The 25947-nt window shown below is 71.8% G+C and carries 30 protein-coding genes; 14 read left to right on the top strand and 16 right to left on the bottom strand.

Annotation, left to right across the window (positions count from 1 at the left end):
• Nucleotides 1-69: 69 nt before the first annotated feature.
• Nucleotides 70-564, top strand: a complete 495-nt coding sequence (locus K1T35_RS12410; RefSeq protein WP_220260317.1) for a hypothetical protein — start codon at nucleotides 70-72, stop codon at nucleotides 562-564.
• 1 nt (nucleotide 565) lies between these two features.
• Here the strand turns inward: K1T35_RS12410 and K1T35_RS12405 are convergent, their stop codons facing one another.
• The gene (locus K1T35_RS12405; RefSeq protein WP_220260316.1) at nucleotides 566-736 is read right to left on the bottom strand and encodes a hypothetical protein; all 171 of its coding nucleotides are present in this window, start codon (nucleotides 734-736) and stop codon (nucleotides 566-568) included.
• A gap of 146 nt (nucleotides 737-882) precedes the next feature.
• Here K1T35_RS12405 and K1T35_RS12400 point away from each other — a divergent pair, with 146 nt between their 5' ends.
• Entirely contained in the window at nucleotides 883-1569 is a 687-nt protein-coding gene (locus K1T35_RS12400) for a PadR family transcriptional regulator (protein ID WP_255621813.1), read from the top strand.
• A gap of 58 nt (nucleotides 1570-1627) precedes the next feature.
• Here K1T35_RS12400 and K1T35_RS12395 read toward each other — a convergent pair whose 3' ends face one another.
• Both K1T35_RS12395 and K1T35_RS12390 read right to left on the bottom strand, forming a co-directional pair.
• Nucleotides 1628-2578: an AAA family ATPase gene (locus K1T35_RS12395; protein ID WP_220260315.1), complete on the bottom strand. Its 951-nt coding sequence runs from the start codon at nucleotides 2576-2578 to the stop codon at nucleotides 1628-1630.
• A gap of 74 nt (nucleotides 2579-2652) precedes the next feature.
• A complete protein-coding gene (locus K1T35_RS12390) occupies nucleotides 2653-3255 on the bottom strand; it encodes a TetR/AcrR family transcriptional regulator (protein WP_220260314.1) in 603 nt (200 codons plus the stop codon).
• Between the two features lie 78 nt (nucleotides 3256-3333).
• Here K1T35_RS12390 and K1T35_RS12385 point away from each other — a divergent pair, with 78 nt between their 5' ends.
• Nucleotides 3334-3711, top strand: coding sequence for a DUF1330 domain-containing protein (locus K1T35_RS12385; protein WP_220260313.1), 378 nt, complete (start codon nucleotides 3334-3336; stop codon nucleotides 3709-3711).
• Nucleotides 3711-4490: an alpha/beta fold hydrolase gene (locus K1T35_RS12380; protein ID WP_220260312.1), complete on the top strand. Its 780-nt coding sequence runs from the start codon at nucleotides 3711-3713 to the stop codon at nucleotides 4488-4490. The genes K1T35_RS12385 and K1T35_RS12380 overlap by 1 nt, the downstream gene beginning before the upstream one ends.
• Here the strand turns inward: K1T35_RS12380 and K1T35_RS12375 are convergent.
• Complete coding sequence (locus K1T35_RS12375; protein WP_370645500.1) at nucleotides 4487-5782, bottom strand: nitrate/nitrite transporter; 1296 nt, start codon at nucleotides 5780-5782, stop codon at nucleotides 4487-4489. The genes K1T35_RS12380 and K1T35_RS12375 overlap by 4 nt on opposite strands.
• Nucleotides 5783-5910: 128 nt before the next feature.
• Here K1T35_RS12375 and K1T35_RS12370 point away from each other — a divergent pair, with 128 nt between their 5' ends.
• From K1T35_RS12370 to K1T35_RS12360, 3 genes are all read left to right on the top strand, one after another.
• Nucleotides 5911-6819 carry a proteasome assembly chaperone family protein gene (locus K1T35_RS12370; RefSeq protein ID WP_220260310.1) on the top strand — a complete coding sequence of 303 codons (909 nt, stop codon included), beginning with the start codon at nucleotides 5911-5913 and terminating at the stop codon, nucleotides 6817-6819.
• A 101-nt stretch (nucleotides 6820-6920) separates the two neighbouring features.
• Nucleotides 6921-7388 carry a DUF4262 domain-containing protein gene (locus K1T35_RS12365; protein WP_220260309.1) on the top strand — a complete coding sequence of 156 codons (468 nt, stop codon included), beginning with the start codon at nucleotides 6921-6923 and terminating at the stop codon, nucleotides 7386-7388.
• A 177-nt stretch (nucleotides 7389-7565) separates the two neighbouring features.
• The gene (locus tag K1T35_RS12360; RefSeq protein WP_220260308.1) at nucleotides 7566-9314 is read left to right on the top strand and encodes a BCCT family transporter; all 1749 of its coding nucleotides are present in this window, start codon (nucleotides 7566-7568) and stop codon (nucleotides 9312-9314) included.
• A 147-nt stretch (nucleotides 9315-9461) separates the two neighbouring features.
• Here K1T35_RS12360 and K1T35_RS12355 read toward each other — a convergent pair whose 3' ends face one another.
• From K1T35_RS12355 to K1T35_RS12345, 3 genes are read right to left on the bottom strand one after another with little or no spacing between them, the layout of a single operon-like run.
• Entirely contained in the window at nucleotides 9462-10430 is a 969-nt protein-coding gene (locus K1T35_RS12355) for an NADPH:quinone oxidoreductase family protein (RefSeq protein WP_220260307.1), read from the bottom strand.
• 45 nt (nucleotides 10431-10475) lie between these two features.
• Complete coding sequence (locus tag K1T35_RS12350; RefSeq protein ID WP_220260306.1) at nucleotides 10476-10787, bottom strand: putative quinol monooxygenase; 312 nt, start codon at nucleotides 10785-10787, stop codon at nucleotides 10476-10478.
• A 9-nt stretch (nucleotides 10788-10796) separates the two neighbouring features.
• Complete coding sequence (locus K1T35_RS12345; RefSeq protein WP_220260305.1) at nucleotides 10797-11810, bottom strand: LacI family DNA-binding transcriptional regulator; 1014 nt, start codon at nucleotides 11808-11810, stop codon at nucleotides 10797-10799.
• A 112-nt stretch (nucleotides 11811-11922) separates the two neighbouring features.
• Between K1T35_RS12345 and K1T35_RS12340 the strand changes: the two genes are divergently transcribed.
• From K1T35_RS12340 to K1T35_RS12320, 5 genes are read left to right on the top strand one after another with little or no spacing between them, the layout of a single operon-like run.
• Nucleotides 11923-13266 carry an NAD(P)H-dependent oxidoreductase gene (locus K1T35_RS12340; protein ID WP_220260304.1) on the top strand — a complete coding sequence of 448 codons (1344 nt, stop codon included), beginning with the start codon at nucleotides 11923-11925 and terminating at the stop codon, nucleotides 13264-13266.
• The gene (locus K1T35_RS12335; RefSeq protein WP_255621810.1) at nucleotides 13263-14138 is read left to right on the top strand and encodes an NAD(P)-dependent oxidoreductase; all 876 of its coding nucleotides are present in this window, start codon (nucleotides 13263-13265) and stop codon (nucleotides 14136-14138) included. The genes K1T35_RS12340 and K1T35_RS12335 overlap by 4 nt, the downstream gene beginning before the upstream one ends.
• 28 nt (nucleotides 14139-14166) lie before the next feature.
• Complete coding sequence (locus K1T35_RS12330; RefSeq protein WP_220260302.1) at nucleotides 14167-15600, top strand: Nramp family divalent metal transporter; 1434 nt, start codon at nucleotides 14167-14169, stop codon at nucleotides 15598-15600.
• Nucleotides 15597-15914 (top strand): hypothetical protein, encoded by a 318-nt coding sequence (locus K1T35_RS12325; RefSeq protein WP_220260301.1) that lies wholly within the window; start codon nucleotides 15597-15599, stop codon nucleotides 15912-15914. The genes K1T35_RS12330 and K1T35_RS12325 overlap by 4 nt, the downstream gene beginning before the upstream one ends.
• Before the next feature lie 31 nt (nucleotides 15915-15945).
• Nucleotides 15946-16575 (top strand): proteophosphoglycan 5, encoded by a 630-nt coding sequence (locus K1T35_RS12320; protein ID WP_220260300.1) that lies wholly within the window; start codon nucleotides 15946-15948, stop codon nucleotides 16573-16575.
• Here K1T35_RS12320 and K1T35_RS12315 read toward each other — a convergent pair whose 3' ends face one another.
• Nucleotides 16576-16899: a hypothetical protein gene (locus tag K1T35_RS12315; RefSeq protein WP_220260299.1), complete on the bottom strand. Its 324-nt coding sequence runs from the start codon at nucleotides 16897-16899 to the stop codon at nucleotides 16576-16578.
• A gap of 71 nt (nucleotides 16900-16970) precedes the next feature.
• Here K1T35_RS12315 and K1T35_RS12310 point away from each other — a divergent pair, with 71 nt between their 5' ends.
• Both K1T35_RS12310 and K1T35_RS12305 read left to right on the top strand, forming a co-directional pair.
• On the top strand, nucleotides 16971-17579 hold the full coding sequence (locus K1T35_RS12310; RefSeq protein WP_255621809.1) for a class I SAM-dependent methyltransferase: 609 nt from the start codon (nucleotides 16971-16973) through the stop codon (nucleotides 17577-17579).
• Nucleotides 17579-17929 (top strand): VOC family protein, encoded by a 351-nt coding sequence (locus tag K1T35_RS12305; RefSeq protein ID WP_220260298.1) that lies wholly within the window; start codon nucleotides 17579-17581, stop codon nucleotides 17927-17929. Before K1T35_RS12310 ends, K1T35_RS12305 begins: the two co-directional genes overlap by 1 nt.
• 75 nt (nucleotides 17930-18004) lie before the next feature.
• Here the strand turns inward: K1T35_RS12305 and K1T35_RS12300 are convergent, their stop codons facing one another.
• From K1T35_RS12300 to K1T35_RS12265, 8 genes are read right to left on the bottom strand one after another with little or no spacing between them, the layout of a single operon-like run.
• Nucleotides 18005-18898 carry a sugar phosphate isomerase/epimerase gene (locus tag K1T35_RS12300; RefSeq protein ID WP_255621808.1) on the bottom strand — a complete coding sequence of 298 codons (894 nt, stop codon included), beginning with the start codon at nucleotides 18896-18898 and terminating at the stop codon, nucleotides 18005-18007.
• On the bottom strand, nucleotides 18895-20064 hold the full coding sequence (locus tag K1T35_RS12295) for a dihydrodipicolinate synthase family protein (RefSeq protein WP_220260297.1): 1170 nt from the start codon (nucleotides 20062-20064) through the stop codon (nucleotides 18895-18897). The genes K1T35_RS12300 and K1T35_RS12295 overlap by 4 nt, the downstream gene beginning before the upstream one ends.
• A gap of 58 nt (nucleotides 20065-20122) precedes the next feature.
• Nucleotides 20123-21250 (bottom strand): Gfo/Idh/MocA family protein, encoded by a 1128-nt coding sequence (locus tag K1T35_RS12290; protein ID WP_255621807.1) that lies wholly within the window; start codon nucleotides 21248-21250, stop codon nucleotides 20123-20125.
• Between the two features lie 7 nt (nucleotides 21251-21257).
• Entirely contained in the window at nucleotides 21258-22016 is a 759-nt protein-coding gene (locus tag K1T35_RS12285) for an ABC transporter ATP-binding protein (protein WP_255621806.1), read from the bottom strand.
• The gene (locus K1T35_RS12280; protein WP_220260296.1) at nucleotides 22009-22758 is read right to left on the bottom strand and encodes an ABC transporter ATP-binding protein; all 750 of its coding nucleotides are present in this window, start codon (nucleotides 22756-22758) and stop codon (nucleotides 22009-22011) included. Before K1T35_RS12280 ends, K1T35_RS12285 begins: the two co-directional genes overlap by 8 nt.
• On the bottom strand, nucleotides 22755-23762 hold the full coding sequence (locus K1T35_RS12275) for a branched-chain amino acid ABC transporter permease (RefSeq protein ID WP_255621801.1): 1008 nt from the start codon (nucleotides 23760-23762) through the stop codon (nucleotides 22755-22757). Before K1T35_RS12275 ends, K1T35_RS12280 begins: the two co-directional genes overlap by 4 nt.
• A gap of 46 nt (nucleotides 23763-23808) precedes the next feature.
• Entirely contained in the window at nucleotides 23809-24696 is an 888-nt protein-coding gene (locus K1T35_RS12270; RefSeq protein ID WP_255621800.1) for a branched-chain amino acid ABC transporter permease, read from the bottom strand.
• The gene (locus K1T35_RS12265; protein ID WP_220260294.1) at nucleotides 24690-25910 is read right to left on the bottom strand and encodes an amino acid ABC transporter substrate-binding protein; all 1221 of its coding nucleotides are present in this window, start codon (nucleotides 25908-25910) and stop codon (nucleotides 24690-24692) included. Before K1T35_RS12265 ends, K1T35_RS12270 begins: the two co-directional genes overlap by 7 nt.
• Nucleotides 25911-25947 lie beyond the last annotated feature (37 nt).

Below are 25947 nucleotides of genomic sequence, written 5' to 3'. Positions count from 1 at the left end.
CGAGCTACCCATGCGAGCACGGGCTACTGTCGAGTCAGAGCACCACGACGCATCTCGGGGGAACATCCGATGGGCCTCATCTCGCGCGCGGGCGCGTCGGCCGCCCTCGTCGCCATGATCGGAGCGGTGCTGCTCGGGTGCGGCGGAGGCTCGGTGGCCGACGCCGACGCCCCCGATCCCACGCGCAGGGCCCCCGCACCGGCGAACCCCTTCTGCGCCGCCGCCCAGGCCAACCTCGAGGCGATCCGCCCGCTCAACGGGCTCGTGGCGCAGGGTCAGGTGCCGCGCGACGAGCTGGCGAACACCGTGGCCGCCGTCCGCAGGGCAGGGCAGGACATGGTCTTCGCCGCTCCCGACGACATTCGCTCGGATGTGGAGCGCACGGTGCAAGCGCTCGACATGCAACTGGACGTGCTCGTGGAGAACGGGGGCGACCAGACGGCGCTCTCCCGCGACACCGACCTGGTGAACCGGCTCAACTCCCCCGAGTTCGTGGGGGCGGGCGAGCGGGTGCGCGCCTACGTCGAGCGCAACTGCACGGGCGCCACCAGCACCCGCCGCTGAATCACCGCCCCAGCGCGCGGCGGTTGCGGCCCTTCACGGCCGTGTAGGCGGCTGCGCCCACGAACACGATGGCGCCGATCACGAGCGCCCACGTGAGGAACTCGAAGAGCGCCCCGAGCACGGTGAACGCGAGCCACACGAGCAGCACGCCCCCGAGAACCTTCAGCACCATCGGCCCTGCCTCCTCGCCTCACCGATCCGACGTGCGAGCGACCCGCGAAGTTCCCGCCTGACGCCGAGACTTGCCAACTCGACTATCGCGATATATCGTGATGGCACACGAGCCAGTCAGGCTCATCTACGAACAAGGAGTTCGACATGAACGAGCAGAACACTCCATGGCTGCCCGGCCCGCAGTTCGGGTTCCGCGGCCGACGAGGATCACGCCGAGGGCCGTTCCGTCCGGACGGGCCGCCCGTGCCGCCGTTCGCCGGCCCCGCCGAGGGCGAGGAAGCGCTGCGGGGGCATCGCCACCGCAGGCACCCGTTCGGCCCCGGCTTCGGGCCGCCCTTCGGCCCCGGGATGCGCGGCTTCCCCGGCCCGCGCGGCAGGCGCGGCCGCCGGACGTCGCGCGGCGACATCCGCACGGCGGTGCTCGCGCTGGTGGCGGAGCAGCCACGGCACGGGTACGAGATCATCCAGGAGATCGCCGACCGCACCAGCGGCGCGTGGCGGCCGAGCCCCGGCTCGGTCTACCCCACGCTCTCGCAGCTCGAGGACGAGGGCCTGGTCCGCGTCGAGCAGGCCGAAGGCCGCCGCGTCGTCCACCTCACCGAGGAGGGCACGCGCTACGTCGACGAGCACCGCGAGGAGCTGGACGCCGTCTGGGCGTCGGTCGGCCGGGACGCCGACGACGAGGGCGCCGTGGAGCTGTGGGAGCAGCTGGGCCAGCTGCACGCGGCCGCGGCGCAGGTGATGTCGGCCGGCTCGCCGGAGCAGATCGCGACGGCGACCGCCACGATCACCGAGGCCCGCAAGGCGATCTACCGCCTGCTGGCCGAGTAAAAAAGGGGGGTCATGAGCGGCTACGCGCGTGCTAGCGCGCGTAGCCGCTCACGAGTTGTCACGCGCGGACCGTGGGCATCCCCGGGACGAAGTCGGGGTCGATCTGGGCAGCCAGGTCGGCCCCGACCGCGCGGTTGCCCCATGCCGCCGCGTTGCGCAGGTGGAACTCCACGGTGCCGCGGTGGTAGGCGTCCCAGTCGCGCTCGCGCGCGTCGAGGGCGACGAGCACGGCGTCGAGCACGGCGAGGTTCTCGGGCTCGAGGGCGCCGACCGGAGCCACCGAGCCGCGCTCCGCGGCCCGCACCCACGCCGACTGGCCGAACCACCCCAGGAGCGCATCGCCCACCTGCTCACGCAGGTACGCGACGTCGTCGGCGTCGGCCACCTTGTTGCCGAGCACCCGCAGCTCCACCCCGTGACCGCGGGCGTGCTCGGCGTACTGCTGGTACACGCCGATCCCGCGCCGCGTCGGCTCGCTGACGAGCACGGTGAGGTCGAACCTGGTGAACAGGCCCGACGCGAACGCGTCGGCGCCCGCGGTCATGTCCACCACCACGTATTCGCCGGGGCCGTCGACGAGGTGGTTGAGGTAGAGCTCCACCGCGCCGGTCTTCGAGTGGTAGCACGAGACACCGATGTCGGCCTCGTCGAACTCGCCGGTCACGAGGTAGCGCACGCCGCCGGCCACCGCCGAGTGGCGGGCCAGCAGCTCACCCTCGGGTTCGAGGTCGAGCAGGCGCGAGCCGCGGCCGGGTGGTGTCGTCTTGATCATCGCGTCGGCGCTCGCGATGCGCGGGTTGGTGGCCCGCAAGTGGTCCTTGAGCCACGGCAGGTCGGAGCCGAGCGCGCGCGGCGGCCGCCCGTCGTGCCCCAGCGCATGACCGAGGTGCTGGTTGATGTCGGCGTCGATCGCGAGAACCGGTTTGCCCAGCTCGGCCAGGTAGCGACTGAACACCGCCGCCGAGGTCGTCTTCCCGCTGCCACCCTTGCCGACGAACGCGATGCGCACGCCGCCTCCTCTCGCCTCCGCCGGAAACCCAGGGCAGATGATAATCATTGCCACTATTGGGTGATGGGAACGGGTCACGATCTCGCCAGCGCCCGACGCCAGTGCTCGGTGACCGACCGCCGCAACCGTTCCGTGTCGATGACCCCGGGATCGAGAAGCCGCTGCAGCCCGACTCCGCGGAGTTGCCCGACAACTGCGATCGCGACCTCGTCGGGCACGACGTCAGGCCGGATGGTGCCGTCGGCGATCCCGGCGGCGACGTCCTCGCGCAGATCGGCGCGAAACGCCGCGTCCCGCTCGCGGAAGATCGGGGCCAGATCCGGCGCCGTGGTGGCCTCGGCCCACAACAGCAGGAACGCGCGGTTCAGCACGCCCACCTGGCCGAGCGCGCCAACGTATCCGTCGATGAGCCGCAGGAGACGGTCCAGGCCGGGCGGCAGGCCGTGGACCCCCGGGACGAAACCGGCCTGCGACGCGCGCGCCAGCCGTTCGAGGAGCGCCTGCTTGGAACCGAAGTGGTGGGTGACGAGTCCGCGGCTGTAGCCGGCCCGCTCACCGACGCGCGCCAGCGTCAACGAGCGGACTCCCTGCTCGACGACCAGTTCGGCGGCGGCGCCGAGCAACGCGGCTTCGGCTTGCTCGCGGCGCTCCTTCTGGGTGCGACGGACGGTGGTCATGCGGAGCACTCTACTAGAAACTTGTCAGCTGACCAACAAATGTGCGAGGCTGTTGTCGTTGTCCGAGTGGAGGTTCCGATGATCGAGATTGACGAGCGCGCCCTGGATGCCCTGCTGGCCGACGACCCGGGTGGACCCGTCGTGATGCTGAACCTGTTGCGGTTCCGTCCGGACGGTGGCCGGGAGAGCTACCAGCGTTACGCCGAGGCGCTCCGGCCGGCGATCAACCCGCGGTACGGGGGGCAGGTGGAGTACCTGGGGGACGGCGAACGGGCGCTGGTCGCCGAGGACGGCCAGGCCTGGGACATGGTGGTGCTGGTGCGCTACCCGAGCCGGCAGGCGTTCGCGGCCATGATCCGCGACCCCGAATACCGGGCGGTGTCCCACTTCCGCAGTGCGGCGCTGGTGGAGTCGGTCCTGCAGCCGACCGTGCCGCTCACGGGCGTCGCGGCCTGATGCCCACGGTCTTCGTGCACGGCAATCCCGAGACGGCGGCGGTCTGGGATCTGCTGATCGCCGAACTCGAGGACGCCGGTGCGGCTCGGCCCGGCCTGATCCGGCTGTCCCCGCCCGGGTTCGGTGCGCCGTTTCCGGCCGGGTTCGGAGCAACCGTCGGTGAGTATCGCGACTGGCTGATCAACGAGCTGACGCGCTTCGCCGAGCCCGTCGACCTGGTGGGCCACGACTGGGGCGGCGGGCACGTCCTCAATGCGGTGATGAGCCGTCCGGACCTCGTACGGAGCTGGGTCAGCGACGCGATCGGGATCTTCGACGTCGACTACGTCTGGCACGAGCTCGCCCAGCGGTGGCAGACGCCGGGGGTCGGAGAAGCCGATGTGGCCGCGCGGTTCGACGCACCCGTCGCGGAGAGGGTCGCCACGCTCGTGGAGCGCGGGATGGGCGAGGCGGTGGCGGAGCAGGTCGCCCATGGCCAGGACGCGACGATGGGCCGGGCGGTGCTCGGGCTCTACCGCTCCGCCGTGCAGCCGGTGATGGCCGACCTCGGCCGCGACCTGGAACGCGCGGCGGGGCGGCCGGGACTCGCGGTGCTCGCCACCGAGGACCACGTGGGCGGGACCGTCGAGCAGCGATGCCGCGCCGCCCGCCGAGCCGGTGCCCGGGTCGCGACCCTCGACGGGCTCGGCCACTGGTGGATGACGCACGACCCCGGCCGGGGCGCCCGCGCCCTCATCGACTTCTGGGCGTCCCTGGATAGCGAGTGGAACTCGCCCTAACGCATGGGCGTGGCCCGCCGCGCTGCCAGCGCGCTGCGCAGGGACGGCACGACGACGCCCTCGGCCGCCATCTTGCGCCGAGCCCGCCTGCGCGCGACGAGGACGCCGCCCAGCGCGAGCGCCCACACGGCGTACTGCACGGTCCACGCCACCCGGAACGCTTCCGGCGTGTAGCCGCCCGGCCCGGCGATCCCGAGCACCACCCCGACGGCGAGCGACACGGTGAGCGTCGCGGTGAACCCGGCCATGTTGATGATCCCGACCGCGGCCCCCTGCCGGTGGCCGGGGTTGAAGGTGCGCGCGTAGTCGAAGCCGATCATCGATGTGGGCCCGCCGAGCGCCAGCACCACCACGAGCACGGCGAGCAGCCAGCGCGGCGTGGGCGGCGGAACGGCGAGCACGGCCGTCCACGCGACGACCGTCGTACCGATCACGGCAAGCACGAGCCACGAGCGGCGGAACGGGTGCCGGGCGGTGAACTCGCCGAAGAGCGGCCCGGCGACGATCCCTGCCACCACGAGCAGCGTCAACATCGCGCCGGCCGCACCCGTCGAGAACCCCTGCCCGGCCACGAGGTAGGGCACACCCCACATCAGCGCGAACACCTGACCGGAGAACTGGGTGGCCATGTGCGTCCAGAAGCCCAGCCGGGTGCCCGGTTCACGCCATGAGCAGGCAAGCCCGTGCAACACCTCTCGGGGCGACGCCGCCGGGGACGGGGCGGGCACGCCGGGCGGGCGGTTGCGCACGACGGCGAGGGCCGCGAGCCCCACCGCCACGCCGAGCGCCGCGGCCGAGACGAACGCGGGGGTCCAGCCGGGACCGTGCAGCACCGCCGCGAGCGGTACGGCGGACAGCACCTGGCCGAGCTGCCCGATCAGGCCGGTCAGCTGGGTCATCACGGGTACCCGCCGCGGCGGGAACCAGCTCGTGACGACCGACAGGACGCTGATGAAGGTCAGGGCGTCGCCCGCGCCGACCAGCACCCGCGCGAGGATCGCGAGCGGCAGGTCGGTGGCGACGGCCAGCACGAGCTGTCCGGCGGCCATCGTGAACGCACCGACGACGATCAGCTTGCGGGCGCCGAAACGATCGAGCAGCACACCCACCGGGACCTGCAGGATCGCGTAGACAAGTAGCTGCAGCACCACGAACCCGGCGAGCGCCGCCGGGGCGGCGTGGAAGCGCGCCGCGGCGTCGAGCCCTGCCACGCCGAACGACGTGCGGTGCATCACCCCCACCAGGTAGGCAGCCAGACCGACGGACCAGACAAGCCACAGGCGATGATGCATCTTCATCTCGAACCCATGGTGCCCCCGTGGGCACGGAAACGGGATGCTGTGCGGGCAGACTCACGTTGCACCCGGACAGATGTGCGACGGGCGGGGCCGAGGGCCCCGTCGGAAGGCGGAGGTGTGTCGTGCTGGATCCGGCCGGCCTGTACGAGGTGGCGCCCGATGCGCCACAGCTGGACGAACCCGTGCTGCTGGTGGCGCTCGACGGGTTCGTGGACGCGGGCGGCGCGGCCCGACTGGCGGCCGAGGCTCTCGTGGAGGAACGGGAGCAGCGCCTGGTGGCGCGTTTCGACGTCGACCAGCTCATCGACTACCGCTCCCGGCGCCCGCCGCTGCGCTTCGAGACCGATCGGTGGGCGGCGTACAGCCGTCCGGAGCTGGACGTCGTGGCGCTCACCGACACCGGCGACACCGGCTACCTGCTGCTCGCCGGCCCTGAGCCGGACATGCAGTGGGAGCGGTTCTGCGCGGCGGTCGAGCAGATCGTGCGGAGGTTCGGGGTGCGGCTGGTGATCAACCTGACCGCCATCCCGATGGCGGTGCCGCACACGCGGCCGATCGGCGTCACGGCGCACGGCACCCGCCCGGACCTGACCGAGGGCCACGAGGCCTGGTTCACCACGGCGCACGTGCCGGGGAGCGCGGTCGGACTGATGGAGTTCCGGCTCGGTGAGGCCGGGCTGGACGCCATGGGGTTCGCCGTGCACGTGCCGCACTACCTCGCCCGCGCCGAGTACCCGCAGGCAGGGCGGGTGCTGCTGGACCACGTCGGGCTCGCCGCGGGGCTGTACCTGCCCACCGAGTCCATCACCAAGGCCGCGGAGCGCACCGAGGCGGAGATCGCCGAGCAGGTGGCGGGCTCGGACGAGGTGAGGCAGGTGGTCGAAGCGCTCGAACAGCAGTACGACATGGTCGCCTCCGGCCGTGCCGAGCGTTCCAGCATGGGCCTGTCGGGCGAGCTGCCCAGCGCGGACGAGCTCGCCGCTGAGGTGGAGCGATTCCTCCGCGGAGAGGACGACAACGGGCCCTCCTGACGGTTACCGGCGGGTTGTGGACAACTCGCCGTCAGCACGCCGCTCGTGTCGGTGCCCTGGGTGACGGTTTCCCGGTCGGATCCACGACCGAGGAGACATCGATGTGTGCGTTCTGCGACGACCCGACGCTCACCTACCCCGAGTACCTGGCCAGGATGGCACGCACCGCCGACGAGTACGGCTGGGCGGTGCAGGGGATCGAGCGCGAGCGGCACCGCCCGCCATGGGCCTACACGGTCGGCCTCACGCCACGCGGACGGCCGGAACTGCTGATCACCGGGCTGCCGCTGCGCCGCTCCGCGAACCTGCTGAACAGGATGGCGGCACACCTGCTCCGCGGTGCGACGCCCGCATCCGGCGAGCGGATGCAGCTGATCGACGGACCGCTCGTGGAGTTCGTGCCGGTCGAGCATCCGGACGTCCACCTGCTCACGGCGCTCGCTCTGTACGGGCCGCACGTGCGCGGGCTGCAGGTGGTGTGGGCCGACGACCACGGCGGGTGGCCGTGGGAGCGCGGGTTCCGCGGTCGGCGGGGCGGCCAACCCGTGCTCGGTCCTCGCGGGGCTTGATCAGTTCCACAGTGTGGGTCTGATCATGATTCCGGGTATCGCCGCAGATCGCGCGGGTAACGAGGCGGTCCCCATCTGCCCTTTCGAGTTGACGCAGAGGCCCCGTGGATCGATGGTGGCCCCAATCGTGCGTCGTGGGAAGGGGGCAGGCTCGGGCCCACGCCTGAGTCACACCACATGACCGTTCACAAGGAAGACAACACAATCGACACGCCGCTACCGGATCCAGCGGCACCGATCACCACCGCTGAGCAGCGCCAGCCGGTCGACTGGGCAATATTCGGGATCGCCGCGGGCCTCGTCGTCGCGTTCATCATCTGGGGCGTCACTTCGGTCGACACCCTGAGCGCCGTCTCCTCCGCGGTGCTCGCCGGCATCATGAACGCGGGCGGCTGGGCGTTCGTCCTGGTGGCAAGCGGTTTCGTCGTGTTCGCGCTGTGGCTCGCGTTCAGCAGCTACGGCAAGATCCCGCTCGGCGGCGACGACGAGGGGCCGGAGTTCCGCACGGTCTCGTGGATCGCGATGATGTTCAGCGCCGGCATGGGTATCGGCCTGATGTTCTACGGCGTCAGCGAGCCGCTCACGCACTTCACCGACCCGCCGCCGGGCACGGTGGCCGCCGGCACGCCCGAGGCGCTCGACGTCGCCATGGCCACCACGCTGTTCCACTGGACGCTGCACCCGTGGGCGATCTACGCGGTGGTCGGGCTCGCCATCGCCTACAGCACGTTCCGTCGCGGCCGCCGGTCGCTGATCAGCTCGGCGTTCGCGCCGCTGCTGGGCGAGCGCCGCACCGACGGCGCGTTCGGCAAGTTCGTCGACATCCTCGCGATCTTCGCCACCCTGTTCGGCTCGGCGGCCTCGCTCGGCCTCGGCACCCTGCAGATCGGCGCGGGTCTGCAGGCCAACGGTCTGCCGCCGGCAGAGCTTCCCCTGCTGCTCGGCATCATCGCGGTGCTCACGATCGCGTTCGTGGCCTCAGCGGTGTCCGGGGTGGCAAAGGGCATCCAGTGGCTGTCGAACATCAACATGGTGCTCGCGGGGATCCTGGCCCTCTTCGTGTTCGTCGCCGGCCCGACGATCCTCATCCTCAACCTGATCCCCACCTCCATCGGCGACTACTTCGGGGACATGGCCCAGATGGCCGCGCGCACGGCGGCCACCGGCGGCGATGCCACCGCGGAGTGGCTGTCCGGGTGGACGGTCTTCTACTGGGCCTGGTGGATCTCCTGGACGCCGTTCGTCGGGATGTTCATCGCCCGCATCAGCCGCGGCCGCAGCATCAAGCAGTTCGTCGTCGGGGTGCTGCTCATCCCGAGCCTGGTGAGCCTGCTGTGGTTCGCCATCTTCGGCGGCGCCGCGATCCAGGCGCAGCGCAGTGGCACCGACCTCGCGTCGGCCGACACGGAGGGGCAGCTCTTCGGTCTGCTTCACTCGATGCCGCTCGGCGGGGTGATGAGCGTCATCGCCATGGTCCTCGTCGCGATCTTCTTCGTCTCCGGCGCCGACGCGGCGTCCGTGGTCACCGGCACGCTCTCGCAGCACGGCACGATCCGGCCCACCCGCTGGGTCGTGGTGTTCTGGGGCGTGGTGATGGGCGCGATCGCGGCGATCATGCTCGCCATCGGGGCCGCCCAGGCCGGCGAGGGCGAGCAGGACGAGGCGCTCAACGGGATCCGCGACATCACGATCATCTCGGCGGCCCCGTTCGCCCTCGTCATGGTCGCGCTCTGCATCGCGCTGGCGAAGGACCTGCACGACGACCCGCTGATGCGCCGCGACCGGCGCGCGGCCGCGGCCGTAGAGCAGGCCGTCGACCACGGCACGAAGACCTACGGCGACGAGTTCGTGGTGGCCGTCAAGCCGCACCCGGACGCGCCGCGCAGCGGAGAGTCGTCGCGCACGGACGCGGGTGAGCAGACCTAACCTCCAGCCGTAGCTCGTCATGTCCCCGGCGGCGGCCGGCGGCGCGATGATCGGTAAGCCGGCGCGAGTACGGGCGGATCTCGCCCGTTCTCGCGCCGGACCGCTGATCACGGCTCGCACCATCCCCGCGAACCAGGAGAGGGCGCGCTAGACCGTCTCCAGCACAACCTTCCCGGTGACGCGCCGCTCGTCGATGATCGCGAGCGCCTCGGCGGCGCGGTCGAGCGGGAGGGTGGTGCCGATCACCGGGTCGAGGGCGCCGGAGCGCAGGTAGGGCTCCAGCTCGGCCCACTGCTTCTGCAGGTAGCCGGGACGGGCGAAGGCGTACGCGCCCCAGCCGACGCCCACCACGTCGATGTTGCCCAGCAGGAGCCGGTTCACCTTCACGGTGGGGATCTCCCCCGCGGTGAAGCCGACGACGAGCAGGCGCCCCTCGGGGGCGAGGCAGCGCAGCGAGTCGGTGAAGCGATCCCCGCCCACCGGGTCCACCACGAGGTCGACGCCCGCGCCGCCGGTGAGCCCCTTCACGGCGTCCTTGAACCCGTCGGCGAGCACGGCCTCGTGTGCGCCTGCGGCGCGGGCCACCTCCGCCTTCTCCTCGGTCGACACCACGGCGATCACCCGAGCACCGAGTGCCACGGCGAGCTGGATCACCGCCGTGCCCACCCCGCCCGCGGCCCCCTGCACGAGCACCGTCTGGCCATCGCGCAGGTGACCGCGCACGAGGAGAGCGAAGTGAGCGGTGAGGTAGTTCATCGGCAGGCACGCGCCCGCCGCGAAGCCGATCCCGTCGGGCAGCGGAAGGACGACGTCCGCGGGCGCCGCCACCACGTCGGCGAACGCGCCGGTGGTCGTGAACGCGGCCACGCGGTCGCCCGCGCGCAGCGGGGAGCCGTCCGGCGCCTCGCGCACGACACCGGCCACCTCGGACCCGAGCGTGAACGGGAGGTCCGGCTTGTACTGGTAGAGCCCCTTGGACTGCAGGACGTCGGGGAAGTTGACCCCGGACGCCCGCACGTCGACGAGCACCTGGTCGGGTTCCCGATGTGGTTCCGGCACGTCGCGCACCTCGACCGCCGCCGGCCCGTCCAACCGCACCACCTGCACCGCGCGCACCCGATGACCCCTTCGTCGGCCGTCCCTTCTTCGGGACCCTAACTTCTACAGACGGCCCTTGACCGGGTCGCCGGCCGGCAGCGGCGTCATCGTCACGACGGCCGCGGGGGACTCGAGGAGCCCGTCGAGCGCCGCGCCGAGCCGCTTGACCGGCTCGCCGACGGAGTGCGCGTCGAGCAGCTCCTGCGACTCCCACTTCTCGAGCAGCACCAGCGTGCCGTCCGCGGCGTCGTGCAGGGCGTAGAGCAGGCAGCCGTCCTCGGCGTGGACGCCGGGGAGCGCGCCCTCGATGGCCGCCCGCGCGTCGCCGTGACGCCCGGGGAGCGGGCGGAAGACGGCGGTTACGACGACTGGCATGTCTCTCCTTCAGATTCGTGCGGTGCTGGACCGCTCCAGGAACTCGGCGGCCACCCTGACCCGCCGGGGGCCCGGCGGGAGTTTCTGGCGCATCCGGGCGTGCACCAGCTCGACCGAGTGCAACGCGAGCATGTCGATCGGCTGGCGGACGGCGGTGAGCGGGGGCCGGATGAGCTCGGTCCACGGGTTGTCGTCGAAGACCACGACCGACAGGTCGTCCGGGATCGCGATGCGGGCCTGGGAGAGCATCCGCAGGACCACGCGCACCTGCGCGGTGTTGGCGACGACGAGCCCGGTGGGCGGGTCGTCGAGCGCGAGCATCTGGGCCACCACCTCGGCGCCCCGGTCGCCGCGGAACGGCGCGGGACCCACCAGCCGGTCGTCGCGCGCGACGCCGTGCTCGCGAAGGGCCTGTTCGTAGCCCTGCACGCGCTCGACGCCCGTGGTGGTGTCGAGCGGCCCTGAGACGATCGCGATCCGGGTGTGCCCGCGGTCGAGCAGGTGCCGCGTGGCGGTGGCGGCCGAGTCGACGTTCTCGATGCTCACGACGTCGACCTGGTCGAGGTCGGTGATGGCGCGGTCGACGAAGACGACCGGGATGTCGAGGGCCGCGAGTTTCTCCCAGCGCGCGACGTTGTGGCTGGTGGGGGTGCCGATCATGCCGCCGACCGAGCGGTCGAGCAGCGTGTCGAGGGCCTGCCCTTCCAGGTGCGGGTCCTCCTGGGTGGTCATGAGCAGGATCTGCAGGTCACGCGAGCGCGCCTCGGCGACGACGCGGTCGGCGAGGCGGGCGAAGAACGGGTTGGTGAGGTCGGCGAGCAGCAGGCCGATCGTCTCGCTGCGCCCGTGGGAGAGCTCCCGTGCGGCGGCGCGCGGCCGGTAGGCGAGCGCCTCGATCGCATCGAGGACCTGCGCGCGCTTCGCCGGGGCGACCGGCCCCGTGCCGTTGAGCACGCGCGACACCACCGAGACGGAGACCCTCGCGCGAGCGGCGACGTCCCGGATGGTGGCCGCCTTTTTCATGCTCCCCCCTCCACCGAGGCGTCAGTTAACCCCATCCCGACCGTTGACCTTGCCGAAACGCCCGTGGTACAAAACTGGTACCGGTACCACTCTACCAGTCGAGGAGTCCTCGGTGAACTTGCACGACCTGTTGCAGGCCCGTGAACGCGACGGCGACCCGATCCGGGTCGGGCTCATCGGCGCAGGCCGGTTCGGGACGATGTTCCTCGCCCAGGCGCGCAACACCCCGGGGATCCACGTCGCGGCGATCGCCGACATCAACCTCGACCGGGCGCACCAGGCCCTCAAGCTCGTCGACTGGCCGCAGGACGCCGTCATCGACGACCTCGGCTCCGCGCTGGCCGGCGGCACCACCGCGGTGCTCCCCGACGCGGCACCCCTGTTCACCGACGCCATCGACGTCGTCGTGGAGGCCACCGGCAACCCGATCATCGGCACGTCGCACGCGCTCACGGCGCTCGACGCCGGCCAGCACGTGATCATGGTGACCGTCGAGGCGGACGCCGTGGTCGGCCCCGCGCTCGCGCGCCGTGCCGCGGAGCGCGGGCTGGTGTACTCGATGGCATACGGTGACCAGCCCGCGCTGATCATGGAGCTGGTGGACTGGGCCCGCACGTCCGGCTTCGACGTGGTGTGCGCAGGCAAGGGGGCCAAGTACCTCGAGCACTACCACGAGATGAACCCCGACAACGTGTGGGAGCACTGGGAGTTCTCGAAGGAGCTCACCGACTCCGGCCAGCTCAACCCGCGCATGCACACGGCGTTCCGCGACGGCACGAAGGCCGCGATCGAGATGGCGGCGGTCGCGAACGCGGCCTGCCTCGTGCCGTCGGACGAGGGGCTGACTTTCACCCCGGGCGACGTCGAGCAGATCGCCACGGTCTGCCGCCCGCGCGAGGTGGGTGGTGTGCTGGCCCACGAGGGGTCGGTGGACGTCATGTCCAGCGTCACGCGCGACGGGGACTGGATCCCGCACAACACGCAGGAAGGCGTGTTCGTGGTCGTGAAAGCGACCAACTCCTACGTCTCCGGCTGCTTCGCCGAGTACCCGTGGCACCCGGACCCCACAAAGCAGTACGCCGCGCTGTACCGGCCCTACCACTACGTCGGCCTCGAGCTCGGGATGTCGATCGCCAACGCCGTACTGCGCGGCATCCCCACCGGCGCCCCGAAGGGGTTCTCCGCCGACGTCGTGGCCACGGCGAAGAAGGACCTTGCGGCGGGCGACGTGCTCGACGGCGAGGGCGGCTACACGGTGTGGGGGAAGCTGATCTCCGCGCGGGCGTCGGTCGAGCGCGGCGCGCTCCCGATCGCGCTGGCCCACCACGTCGAGCTGAAGCGCGACGTCCAGAAGGGCGCGATCGTCACCTGGGACGACGTGGAACTGGACGAGGCCGCGTTCGGCCAGGTGCTCGAGCTCCGGCGGGAGACGGAGCGCCTCCTCGGCACGCCGTGAAGGTCTCCCTGCTCGGCCTGGGACCGATGGGCGCTCCCGTGGCGGCGAACCTCGTCCGCGGGCTCGGCGCGCTGACCGTCTGGAACCGCACGCCAGGGAAGGCCGACGAGGTGGTCGCGCTGGGCGCCCGGCGGGCCGCGTCCCCCGCCGATGCCGCCGCCGACGTCGTGCTCACAGTGCTTCCCGATCTGCCGCAGGTCGAGTCGGTGCTGCACGGTCGGGAAGGGCTGCTCGCCGGCTGGCGGCGGGACCGCATGCCGGAGCCTGTGCTCGTCGTCCACGGGACGGTCTCCCCGGTCGCGATGCGGACCTTCGCGGAGGGGCTCCGGCGCGAGCACGGGGTGCGCGTCGTCGACGCCCCGATGAGCGGCGGCGTTCCCGGCGCGGAGCGGGGCGAGCTGAGCCTCATGGTCGGCGGCGACCCGGCGGACGTGGAGGCGCTGGCGCCGGTGTTCGCCCCGATCGCGTCCACCGTCGTGCACTTCGGTCCGAGCGGCTCGGGGCAGCTCGCCAAGGCGTGCAACCAGGTGGTGGTGGCCGGGACGATCGCGGCGCTGTGCGAGGCGCTCTGCCTGGCCGACCGGTACGGCCTGTCCCGTGCCGACCTGCTGGCCGCGCTCGCAGGTGGGCTCGCCGGATCGACGGTGCTCGACCAGAAGCGCGAGCGGTGGCTGCGTGAGGACTTCACCGGCGGTGGCAGCGCGCGCAACCAGCTCAAGGACCTCCGGTTCGCCCGCGAGGCCGCGAACGCGGCCGAGGCGCCGTCGGAGCTGACGGCGCTGCTCCACGACCAGTTCCACCGGATGGTCGCCGCCGGCGACGGCGAGCTCGACCACTCCGGTCTCCTGCGCACGATCGCCGCGGGGACCTGAGGCACGTCCACGAGAAGAAGGGTCTGCAATGGTGCGTCCAGAGGAAGCCGGGCCGAGGTCGCCCCTCCTGCCCGAGGTGCCGCGGGAGCTGTCCAGGCGGCGGTTGAGTCTCCGCACGATCGTGCTGTTCTTCGGCCCGGGAGCGATCATCGCCTCGCTCACCGTGGGCAGCGGCGAGACCGTGCTCGCCTCGCGGCTGGGTGCCGTGTTCGGCTACGCGATCCTGTGGCTGGTGGTGGTCGGCGCGGTCACGAAAGCCGCGATCATCTACGCCTCCAACCGCTACATCGTGCTCACCGGCGAACACCCCATGAGCGGCCTCGCGCGGGCCATCCCCGGGCCGCGCGGCTGGTTCCCCGCGCTGATCGGGGCCCTCGCGGTGCTGTCGTTCCCGTTCGTCGCGAGCGCGCTCGCCACCGGCATCGGCAGCTACCTCAACATCGTCTTCGGCGGCCCGGCCGTTGCCTGGGGGCTCGTGCTGCTGGTCCTCGCCGCCGCGCTGGCCTGGTTCGGCTGGTACGCGCTGCTGGAACGCGCCCAGGTGGCGATCGTCTCGATCAAGGTCGCCCTCGTGGTCGTCGCCGTGTTCGCCGCCCAGCCGCAGTGGCTGGACGTGATCGCCGGGTTCGTGCCGCAGGGCTTCGGCTACGCGCCCTTCGTCTTCACCGAGTACCCGGAGATCGCCAACCGGTCGGTGTGGATCGAGGCGGTCGTCTTCATGGGCGGGCTCGGCGGCGGCATGTACGACTACATCGGCTACGCCGGCCTCATGCGCGAGAAGCGGTGGGGCGCGCTCGGCCTGCCGGGGCGCGACCGGGCGGTGGCCCAGCCGCTCGCGCTGACCGATACCCCCGAGGAGCGGGTGCGGGTCCGCGGGTGGTCGCGGGCGCCGCTCGGCGACGTGGTGCTCAGCTTCGCGGCGATGGCGCTCACCGCGGTGGCGTTCGTGATCACCGGCACGGAGATCCTCGGCGCGGCGCACAACGTGCCGAGCGGCCAGAACGTGCTGACCTACCAGGGCGACGTGCTCGGGGTGATCCACCCGGTGTTCCGCTACTTCTACGTCGTCGCGATCATCATGGTCTTCTTCGGCACCATGTACGCGATCTGGGAGGTCTACTCCCGCACCGCGTACGAGTCGCTGTCCGCGGTCTCGGCGAGGGTCCGCAACGCCGGGATCGGCACGACGCGCACGGTCGTCTACGCCTACGTGCTGCTCGGCGGCACCGCGCTGATCCTCACCGGCGCCGACCTCGTCTCGCTGATCACGCCGGCGAACATCGTGGGTGGCACGGTGGCCTGCGGGATCTACGGGCTGGGCCTGCTCGTGCTGGAGCGGCGGGTGTTCCCCGCGGCGCTGCGCACGAGGCCTGCCGCGCGCGTGCTCGTCGCCGTGTCGTCGGTGGTGCTGCTCGGGTCAGGGCTCGTCGCGCTCCTCCAGTACGTGGGGGTGCTGCGGTGAGCCCAGGTCATCTGCTCGCCGCGTGCTGCTTCCTCGTGCTCGCCGGCATGCGGGCCGTCGAGGGGTCGTGGGTGTGGGCAGGCGTGTTCGCCCTCGCCGCGCTCGCACAGGTCGTCCTCGGGGCCAGGTTCCGGTCGGCACCCGGGGCGCAGGGTGAGGCGCGGCCGCGGCAGGCGTCGACGTGGCGGCTGCTCACCGTGTCGTCCTGCGTCCTCAGCGCCGTGCTGCTCGTCGTGCAGCCTGCGCTCGGGCTCGTTGCCGCGGTCGTCGCCCTCTACTGCCTGCGGGCGGCCCGGACCGCCGTGCGAGCATGACGCCCGCGACGGCGGATTCGAAGGGGCCGGGATGGGACTCGTCACGCTCGACCTTCCGAAGCCGCGGGACATGCGCGGCCGGTGGGCGGCCTTCGCCGCCGTACTCGCCGCCCGCGGATGGGGTCGCGGCTGCCACGCCACCGACGCCGTGTGGCACTTCGACGACGGTGGCGGCAACTGGGCCGACCTGCACCACGTCGACGGCGGGCGGGCCGTGCTGGTCGGGCACGACCACGAGTACTCCGACACCTACTTCGCGGCGGCCGCGGAGTACTTCCAGGAGCCGGAGACCGACCTGCTGGCCGAGGCGCCCGGCTGGTGGGCACCCCCGGCACGAGCGGCGATGGACCGGGGCCTGTGGGTCGGGTTCGTGTACGGCTACGAGCACGGCGTCTGGCGCCGCGCCGAGTACGAGGTGTCGGACGGGTTCGCGTCCGTCGGCCTCCCCGCAGTCGACGACGAGCGGTGCCGGGAGCTCGTGGTCGAGTTCACGCAGGAGGCACCCGGCCTGGCCGGTGGGGAGCCGGACCCTCGTGCTGTCGACGCGCTCATCGCCGCCGACGCCGACGTCACCGAGGCGCACGTGCGCGCGGTGATCGGCCCGACCGGATGGGACCCGGCCGCGGGCGCCGCCGCGGCGCGGGCGTTCCTCCGGGTGTGATCAGGCGGGCACGCCGTCGTCGTAGGTCACGGCGCGCGGCGCGCTCGTGAGCTCCTCCACGAGTGCAGTGAGCCTGCGGTCAATGCGCTGCTGCACTCGTTCGAGGCCGTCGAGCTCGCGGGCGAGGTCCACGGCCCGATCCGAGCTCCCGACGCCGTCGAGGAGCCTGTCCAGCTCCGCGTTCACGCGCTCGATCCGCACCCGGCAGCGATCCGAGGCCTGGACGTGGGCGAGCAGCTTGGCGCGCTGATCGGCGTCGATGGTGTCCGGCACGGACCCCACGAGCTGCTGCAGCCGGTGTGGATGCACGGCGGTCCCCCTCACGTGACGGGCATCACCACTGACCGTAAGCGCCGACCCTCCGCTGGGGAAGCCCTCGGCCCTACCCTTGCGCCGTGACGGCATGGGTGGACACCGGCCGGTTCGTTCGCGAGTTCGTGCGCGACCCCCTTCACACGGCGTCCGTGACGCCGAGCTCGCGGGCGCTCGCCGCGGCGATGGTGCGGGCAATCCCGGCGGCCGGTGCACCGGTCGTCGTCGAGCTCGGGCCCGGCACCGGAGCGTTCACCCGGGCGATCCAGGAGCGCACCGGCGGGCGGGCGCGGCACGTCGCTGTCGAGCTGAACGGGCGGTGGGCGCGGCTGCTCACCGAGCGCCACCCCGAGGTCGACGTGGTGCAGGCCGACGCCCGCGAGCTGCCCCGCCTGCTCGCCGACCGCGGCATCACCGCCGTGGACGCCGTGGTGAGCGGCTTGCCATGGGTGGCATACACCCCCGGACCCGACGGCCGCGGCCTGCACGCCGTGATCACCGAGGTCCTCGCGCCGACGGGTGTGTTCACGCAGTTCGGGTACACCTGGACCCGCTGGGCCCCACCGGCCCGGCGCCAGCTCGCGGACCTGCGGGCCCACTTCGCCGAGGTGACGACCAGTCGCACGGTGTGGCGCAACGTTCCGCCCGCGATCGTCCACGAGGCCCGCCGACCCATCCATGGTGAGGAATGATGTTCAACGGCGCACATGTGATCCTCTACAGCCGCGACGCGGACGCCGACCGGGCGTTCCTCCGCGACACGCTCGCCTTCCCCCACGTCGACGCGGGCGACGGCTGGCTGATCTTCAGGCTCCCGCCCGCCGAGGTCGCCGTGCACCCGACCGACGCGGAGCCGAAGCACGAGTTCTACCTGATGTGCTCGGACATCGAGAAGGTGCTCAGCGAGTGCGCGGCGAAAGGCGTCGCGGTCGTCGAACCGGCGAGCGACCAGGGGTGGGGCGTCCTCGCGTCGATCAGGCTGCCGAGCGGCACTCCCCTGTCGATCTACGAGCCGCGCCACCCGGTCGCCTACGACCTCTGACGCGCTCACCCCGCGAGTCGCGGTCTCCGTGCACGCGAGTCGCGCTCTGGGTGCGGCCGTGTCGGGGTGACTGAGTCAGAGGTGGGGCTGGACCAGCTCGATGTAGCGGCGGGCCATCGTGGCGATGACCTGCTCGCCAGGGGCCGCCCACACGTCGGCGTGGAAGATCTCCACCTCGACGTCGCCGGTGTACCCGGCGGCGGCGACGGCGCGGGTGAAGGCCGGGAAGTCGATGTGGCCATCGCCCATCATCCCGCGGGCGAGCAGTGAGTCGGCGGGGAGCGGGGTGATCCAGTCGCACACCTGGTACGACACGATCCGCTCCCCCGCGCGTGCGATCTGGGCGTGGACTCCCGGCTCCCACCACAGGTGGAAGGTGTCGACGACGACGCCGACCTCGTGCGGCGCGAACCGCTCGGCGATGTCGAGCGCCTGCGCGAGCGTGGAGATCACGCCGCGGTCGGCGGCGTAGATCGGGTTCATCGGCTCGATACCGAGGGTCACCCCACGCTCGACGGCGGCCGGGACGAGCGCGGCGATCGCCTCGGCGGCGCGGGTGCGGGCGCCGGTGAGGTCCTTGTCGCCCGGCGGCAGCCCGCCGGGGACGAGCACCAGCGCCGTCGTGCCGAGGCCGGCGGCCTCGTCGAGGGCACGCAGGTTGTCCTCGTGCGCCGCGCCGCGCGCGGCCGGATCGGCCGCGGTGAAGAAGCCACCTCGGCACAGCGAGGAGACGCGCAGGCCCGCGTCGTCCACGATGCGGCGGGCCACGTCGACGCCGACCTCGGCCACCGGCTCGCGCCACAGCCCGATCGCCGGCAGCCCCGCGCCGACGGCGCCGTCGACCGCCTCCCGCAGCTTCCAGTTCGCGGTGGTGCGCTGGTTGAGCGAGAGCCGGGCCAGTCGCGGGTCGCCGGGGGCGGGGGTGTCGACGTGGGCCGGGATCCCGCTGGGGATGTCGAGAACGGTCACCGCACCGCCCCGGCCACGGTGAGCAGGCTGCGCAGCTTCGCAGCCGCCGCCTCCGGGTCCGGCAGCAACCGAGCCTCGTTGGCCAGCGCGAACACCTCCGACAGGTGCACCACCGACCGCGCCGACTGCAGCCCGCCCACCATCGTGAACCCTGGCTGGTGGCCGCAGAGCCACGACAGGAACGCGATCCCGGTCTTGTAGTAGAAGGTCGGCGCCTCGAACACCTTCCGCGACAGCTCGAGGGTGGGCGCGAACTCGGAGTCGTAGCGCTCCAGGTCGCCATCGTCGAGCGCGGCCAGCGCCGCCGATGCGGCAGGGGCGATCGCGGCGAACGCGCCGAGCAGCGCGTCGGAGTGGTGCGTGCCGTCGCCGCGGATCAGCTCGGGGTAGTTGAAGTCGTCGCCGGTGTAGAGCCGCACGCCCTCGGGCAGCCGGGCGCGCAGGCCGATCTCGTGCTCCGCCGAGAGCAGCGAGACCTTCACCCCGTCGACCTTCGCCGCATGCGCCTCGACGAGCTGCACGAACGTGTCCGTGGCCGAGGCGACCTCGGCGGAGCCCCAGTAGCCGGCGAGCTGGGGGTCGAACGCCTCCCCGAGCCAGTGCAGGATCACCGGCTCGCGCACCTGACGCAGCAGTGCCTCGTAGACGCGCACGTAGTCGTCCGGCCCCGCGGCGACGGCGGCCAGCTGCCGCGACGCCATCAGGATCACCTGCGCGCCGGTGCCCTCGACGTACTCGACCTGCTCGGTGTAGGCGGCCAGCACGTCGTCGACCGTGGTCAGGTCGGTGCGGTGGTCGGTGCCCGCGCCTGCCGCGATGCGGGCCCCGTGCGTCTGGGCCTGCTCGGCGCTGCGGCGCACCAGCTCCTGCACGGCGGGCCAGTCGAGGCCCATGTTGCGCTGCGCGGTGTCCATGGCCTCGGCGACGCCAAGGCCGTAGGAGAACAGGTGCCTGCGGAACGCCAGCGTCGACTCCCAGTCGACGACGGCGGGCGCGCCCGGCACGTTCTCGCCCCACGGGTCGCCCACGACGTGCGCGGCGGCGAACGCCACCCGGCTGCGGTACGGCTCGGGGTGGGCCGCCCACTCCCGCGGCGGCGCCAGCTCGACGGTCCGCCACCCCCCTCCGGCGGCGGGCACCTCGATGGATGTGTCAACGGCGGTCATCAGGGCCTCCTCCCCATAGGTCGTGAGTGGATACGCGCGCCATGGCCGTCGTATCCGCTCACGACCCCAGCTCCACCCGGACGCCCTCGGCGTTGGACTTGAGTGCGGCGTCCACCAGCCGCAGCCCACGGACGCCGCTGGCGAAGTCGTACGGGTGCGGGCGCCCGGCGTCGACGTCGAGCAGGTACTGCTCCCACTGCGCGCGGAAGCCGTTGGCGAACTCCTGGTTGTCCGGCACCTGCTCCCACTGCCCGCGGAAGTCCTGGTCGGTGGGCACATCCGGGTTCCAGACGGGCATCGGCGTGCGGACCCGGTGCTGGACGCGGCAGCCGAAGAGACCCGCGACGGCGGAGCCGTGCGTGCCGTCCACCTGGAACTCGACGAGCTCCTTGCGGTCCACCCGCACGGCCCACGACGAGTTGATCTGCGCGATCACGCCACCGGCCAGCTCGAAGATCCCGTACGCGGCGTCGTCGGCGGTGGCCTCGTAGGGCTCGCCCTTCTCGTCCCAGCGCTCCGGGATGTGGGTGACGGCCTTCGTCATCACGGCCTCGACGCCACCGAACAGGTGCTCGAGCACGTAGTTCCAGTGGCAGTACATGTCGAGGACGATGCCGCCACCGTCCTCGGCCCGGTAGTTCCAGCTGGGCCGCTGCGCGGGGATCAGGTCGCCCTCGAACACCCAGTAGCCGAACTCGCCGCGCACCGACAGGATCCGCCCGAAGAACCCGGAGTCGATCAGCCGCTTCAGCTTGATCAGCCCGGGCAGGAAGATCTTGTCGTGCACCACGCCGTCGACGATGCCGGCGGCCTTCGCGGCCTCCACCAGCTCCTCGCCCTCGGCCACCGACTCCGCGATCGGCTTCTCGGTGAACACGTGCTTCCCGGCGGCGATCGCGCGCAGGATCGTCTTCTTGCGCTCGCTGGTGACGAGCGAGTCGAAGTAGACGGGTGCGTCGTCCTCGCCGAGGGCGGCGTCGAGATCGGTGTGCACGGTCTCGATGTCGTGCTTGCGGGCGATCTCGGTGAGCTTCTCGCGGTTGCGGCCGACGATCACCGGCTCGACCTGCAGGCGGGTGCCGTCGGGGCGCAGCACACCGCCGTCGTCACGGATCGCGAGGATGGACCGCACGAGGTGCTGGCGGTAGCCCATCCTCCCGGTCACGCCGTTCATGACGATGCGCATGCACTTCCTACTTTCTCTCTGTGACGGTGGGACGCCCGCCGAGGTACAGCTCGGCGAGCTGCGGGTCGGCGAGGAGCTCCGCTGCGGGGCCGCTGATGTGCACGCGGCCGAGGTCGAGGACGCAGCCAAGGTCGGCGGTCTCCAGCGCGCGCCGGGCGTTCTGCTCGACGAGCAGGATCGCGAGCCCGGCCTCGCGCATGGCGACGACCTGCTCGAACACCACGGCGGTGGCTTTGGGGTCCAGGCCCATGGACGGCTCGTCGAGCAGCAGCACCTTGGGGCTGACCATCAGCGAGCGGGCGAACTCCACCTGCTTCTGCTGGCCACCCGACAGAAGGCCTGCGAGCGAGCGCCAACGCTCGCGGACCACCGGGAAGAGGCCCTGCACGAACGCAACCCGCTCGGCGATCCGGGCCTTGTCGGTGACCGTGTACGCCCCGAGCGTGACGTTCTCGGCCACGGTCATCTCGGGGAAGACGCTGTGCCCCTGCAGCACGTGGGCGACGCCAGCGGCCAGCATCCGCTGCGGGGACAGCCCGGTGACGTCCTGCCCGTCGACGCGGACGGCACCCGAGCGCGGCGCGAGCAGCCCGCTCGCGACCTTGAGCACGGTGGACTTGCCTGCGCCGTTCGGGCCGACCAGGCACACGACCGTGCCCGCCGGCACGCTGACCGACAGCCCGCGCAGCACGAGCGCGGCGCGGCCGTAGCCGGCTTCGATGTCGCGCAGTTCCAGAAGGGGTTCAGCCGCCCTTGAATCAGACACCGAGATACGCCTCCAGCACCGCTGGGTCGGCCCGGACCGTGTCCGGCGGACCCTCTGCGATCGGCCGCCCGCGGTCGAACACGACCACGTGGTCGGACAGGCTCATCACCAGCTCCATGTTGTGCTCGACGACGATGAAGGTCCGGCCCTCCGCGTTGAGCTCGCGCACCAGCGTGGCGATCCGCTCGATCAGGGCGGGGTTCACGCCACCCGCCGGCTCGTCGAGCATGATCGTCTCCGGCTCCGCCATCAGGACGCCTGCCAGCTCGAGCAGCTTCTGCTGGCCGTAGGACAGGTCGCGCGCCTCGACGCCTTCCAGGTGGTCGATGCCCACGCGGCGCAACCACCCGCGGGCCCGTTTGATCTCCGCCGTTCCACGTGCCGAGCCGAGCAGCGCCGCGATGCCGCGGGGGCGGGAGGCGGCCAGCACGTTCTCCAGCACCGTCATGCGCGGGAAGATGCGGCACAGCTGGAAGCTGCGCCCGATGCCCGCCGCGGCGATGCGGTGCGGCGCCTTGCCGGTGACGTCACGGCCCCGGTAGCTCACGGTGCCGGAGTCGGGCCGGATCATCCCGGTCACGCAGTTGAAGAACGTGGTCTTGCCCGAGCCGTTCGGCCCGATCACCGCGTTGATCTTCCCGTGCCGGAACTCGACGCTCGCGTCGTCGACGGCGCGCACCCCGCCGAAGGCCTTCGTGAGGCCGACCGTCGCGATGCCCAGCTCGGTGGTCGTGATGGTCACCGCCGCACCTCCGCACGGTTCTGACGCTGCGTTGGCGGCGACGCCGACGAGCGGTCCCGCTCCAGCAGCTCGGCGGCCGTCTCCTCACGGATCGACCCCTGCTGGGGGCGGAAGCGGGCGACGAGGCCGGCCACCGCCGGGATCACGCCGTCGGGCATGAACAGCACGACGACCGCCAGCAGCAGCCCGGTGGCGACCAGGTGGAACTGGGTGTCGCCGTAGGAGACCTTGAAGTACTCGATGGCGGTGCCGACGACCAGAGCGCCGAGCAGCGGCCCGAACAGGTGCCGCACGCCGCCCAGCAGCGCCATCAGCACCATGTAGGAGCCGATCAGGATCGAGAACTGGAAGATCGGGTCGAGGTCGCCGAACCACAGCGCGTACATCCCGCCGCCGAGCGCGGTGAACGTCGCGGACACGACGAAGGCCACGAGCTTGTAGGCGAAGGTCGGCACGCCGAGCGACTGGGCCTTGTCCTCGTCCTCGCGGATCGCCTTGAGCCCGAGCCCGAATCGCGACCGGTCGATCGTCCACCAGGCGAGCAGCGCCAGGCCCAGCAGTGCGGCGAAGAGGTAGAAGAACACGGCGTGGTGCTGGGGCCGCAGCAGGTCCGGGAAGGGCCTCGGGACGGTGAGGCCGTCGGACCCGCCGGTGAAGTCCCGCCAGCTCTGGAACACCAGCAGCAGCACGAGCACCAGCGCGATCGACACGATCACGAACGACGCCCCGCGCACCCGCAGCGCGGCGATGCCGATCGGCACCGCGAGCACCGCGACGATCACGCCGGCCAGCCCGAGCGCGAGGAAGCTCGGCACCCCGGCCCGCGCGATCAGCAGCGCAGTGCCGTACGCGCCGAGGCCGAACCAGGCCGCGTGGCCGAGCGACATGTAGCCGGTGAACCCGCCGACGAAGTTCCACGACGTCGAGAGCACCGCGTACGAGAGCACGACGATGCCAGCGGACAGGATGTAGGGGTTCGGGCTCCAGAGCGGGAACGACAGCACCGCGGCGGCGCCGACGACCAGCGCAGTGAGCCTAAAAGCAGCGAGCCTAGAAACGTTGCGCAAGGCGACCTCCGAAGAAGCCCTGCGGCCGCACCAGCAGGGTGGCGAAGAGCGCGAGGTAGAACACCGTCTGCGCCCACGTCGTGCCCATCGGCAGCTGCAGGAGGCTCTGCATGATCCCGAGGACCATGGCGGCGATCGCCGCGCCCGGGATGCTGCCCAGCCCACCGACCACGATGATCGCCATCAGCGGGCCGATCCAGTGCCAGTGCAACGACGGGTAGATCGTGGAGTCGAGCGAGAGCGCCGCACCGCCGACCGCGGCGGTGGCCAGGCCGAGCCCGAAGCCGTAGCCGGCCACCTTGTCGGTGTCGATGCCGATCAGCCGCGCCGCCTGCGGGTGCTGGATCGTCGCCCGCAGCGCCTGTCCGAACCGGCTGCGGGTGAGCAGCAGGAACAGCGCGAGCAGCGAGAGCGCGGCCAGCCCGAACGCGATCAGCTTGACGACGGCCACCTGCGCGCCGAACACCTGGATGCTCGCGGCGCTGTAGGACAGCTGCACCCGCCGCTGGGTGCCGGAGTAGACGAACCCGAGCATGCCCTCGATGACCAGCGCCACCGCGAACGTCAGCAGCACCGACATCATCGTCACCGTCGCCGGGCGGAGCCGGGAGATCAGCAGCCGCTGGAACCCGACGCCGGCGAGGAAGAACAGCGGCACGGTGACGATCAGCGACAGCAGCGGGTCGATGCCGAAGCGCTGGTGGACGTCCCACGCCAGGTAGGCGGCGAGCACGAGGAACGCGGCGTGGGCGATCATCACCACCCGCATCACCCCGAAGTACAGCGTGAGCCCTGCGGCCAGCAACGCGTAGAGCCCGCCCAGCAGGATGCCGAGCACAAGGCTCTGGAAGAACAGGGAACCGGTCACCATGGGGCCTTCGGGTAGGTGAACTCCGCCTCAGCGGTCTCCTTCGGCAGGACGATCCGGATCTGACCGTCGACGTACTGCTGGATGAGGTGGGCGCTCTGCGGGCGGCCCTGGGCGTCCCAGTTCAGCGGGCCGACCACGGTGTCGACGGTGGCGGTGCGCAGCCAGTCGACGAGCCGCTGCTGGCAGTCGCCCTGCTCGGCACACCCCACGGCCTGCACGGCGGCCGCGACGACCTGCCCGGTTGTGTACGCGTTCGCCTCGTCCTCGGTGGGCGGGGAGCCGAACTGCGCCGTGTAGCGCTGCACGAAGTCGACGTTCGACGGGTACGGCGCCTCCGGCGTGTAGCCGGTGGGCGAGACGATGCCCTCGGTGGCCCCGCCGATCGCGTTGGGGAACTCCGGGTTGGTCGGCGCCGTGCTGAACGCGGCGAGCTTCGGCTGGTAGCCCAGCTGCCGCAGCGCGACGATCATGTTCACCGCGTCCTGGTACTGGGTGCCGCCCACCATGACGTCGGCCTGCGAGTTGGCGATCTGCGCCGCGATGCCGCTGAAGTCGGTGGTGTTGGGCGGGTAGACCAGGTCGACGACGGTCTGGACGCCGGCCGCCTCCAGCTTCTCCTTCAGCCCGTAGGCCGTGCCCTGCGCGAACGGGTCGTCCATGGCGGCGTAGGCGGCCGTGCGGGGACGCTCGCCCTCCGGCATCGCGGTGATCGCCTCGGCGAGGTGGTTGTAGTGGTCGTTCGCGACGGCGGGGGCGGCGTAGAAGAGGTTGTCGAAGCCCTGCTCGAACACCTGGGCGGCGGCGCCGGCCGGTTCGACGAAAAGCATCCCGTACTCCTTCGCCACGCGCCCCGACGGCACGACGAGGCGGGTGGAGAACGGCCCGAACACGAGGTCGACCTGGTCCTGGGCGATCAGCTGCTCGTAGTCGGCCACCACGCGGTCTGCGTTGGACTGGTCGTCGAGGATGCGCAGCTCGACCTGCCTGCCGAGCAGGCCACCGGTCGAGTTCACCGCGGCCGCCCACGCCTCGTAGCCACGCTGGACCCCCTTGCCGGGCTCGGAGAAATCCCCGGTGAGCGGCAGCGAGATGCCGACCCTGATCGGCTCTGACGGGTTGCCGCCACCCGTCTCACCTCCGCCGGAGCACGCGGTGAGGACCAGCGCCGAGACGCCGGCGAGGCATCCCAGCCGGAGTGCGGTGCGGGCGTTCATCGTGGGGATCTCCTCCTCGTCGAGGAACGTAAGCGCT

Origin of the sequence: Pseudonocardia sp. DSM 110487, from assembly GCF_019468565.1 — a bacterium.
GTDB lineage: Bacteria > Actinomycetota > Actinomycetes > Mycobacteriales > Pseudonocardiaceae > Pseudonocardia.
The sequence above is the reverse complement of the archived record's forward strand: the minus strand, read 5'-3'. Positions and strand labels throughout refer to the sequence as shown.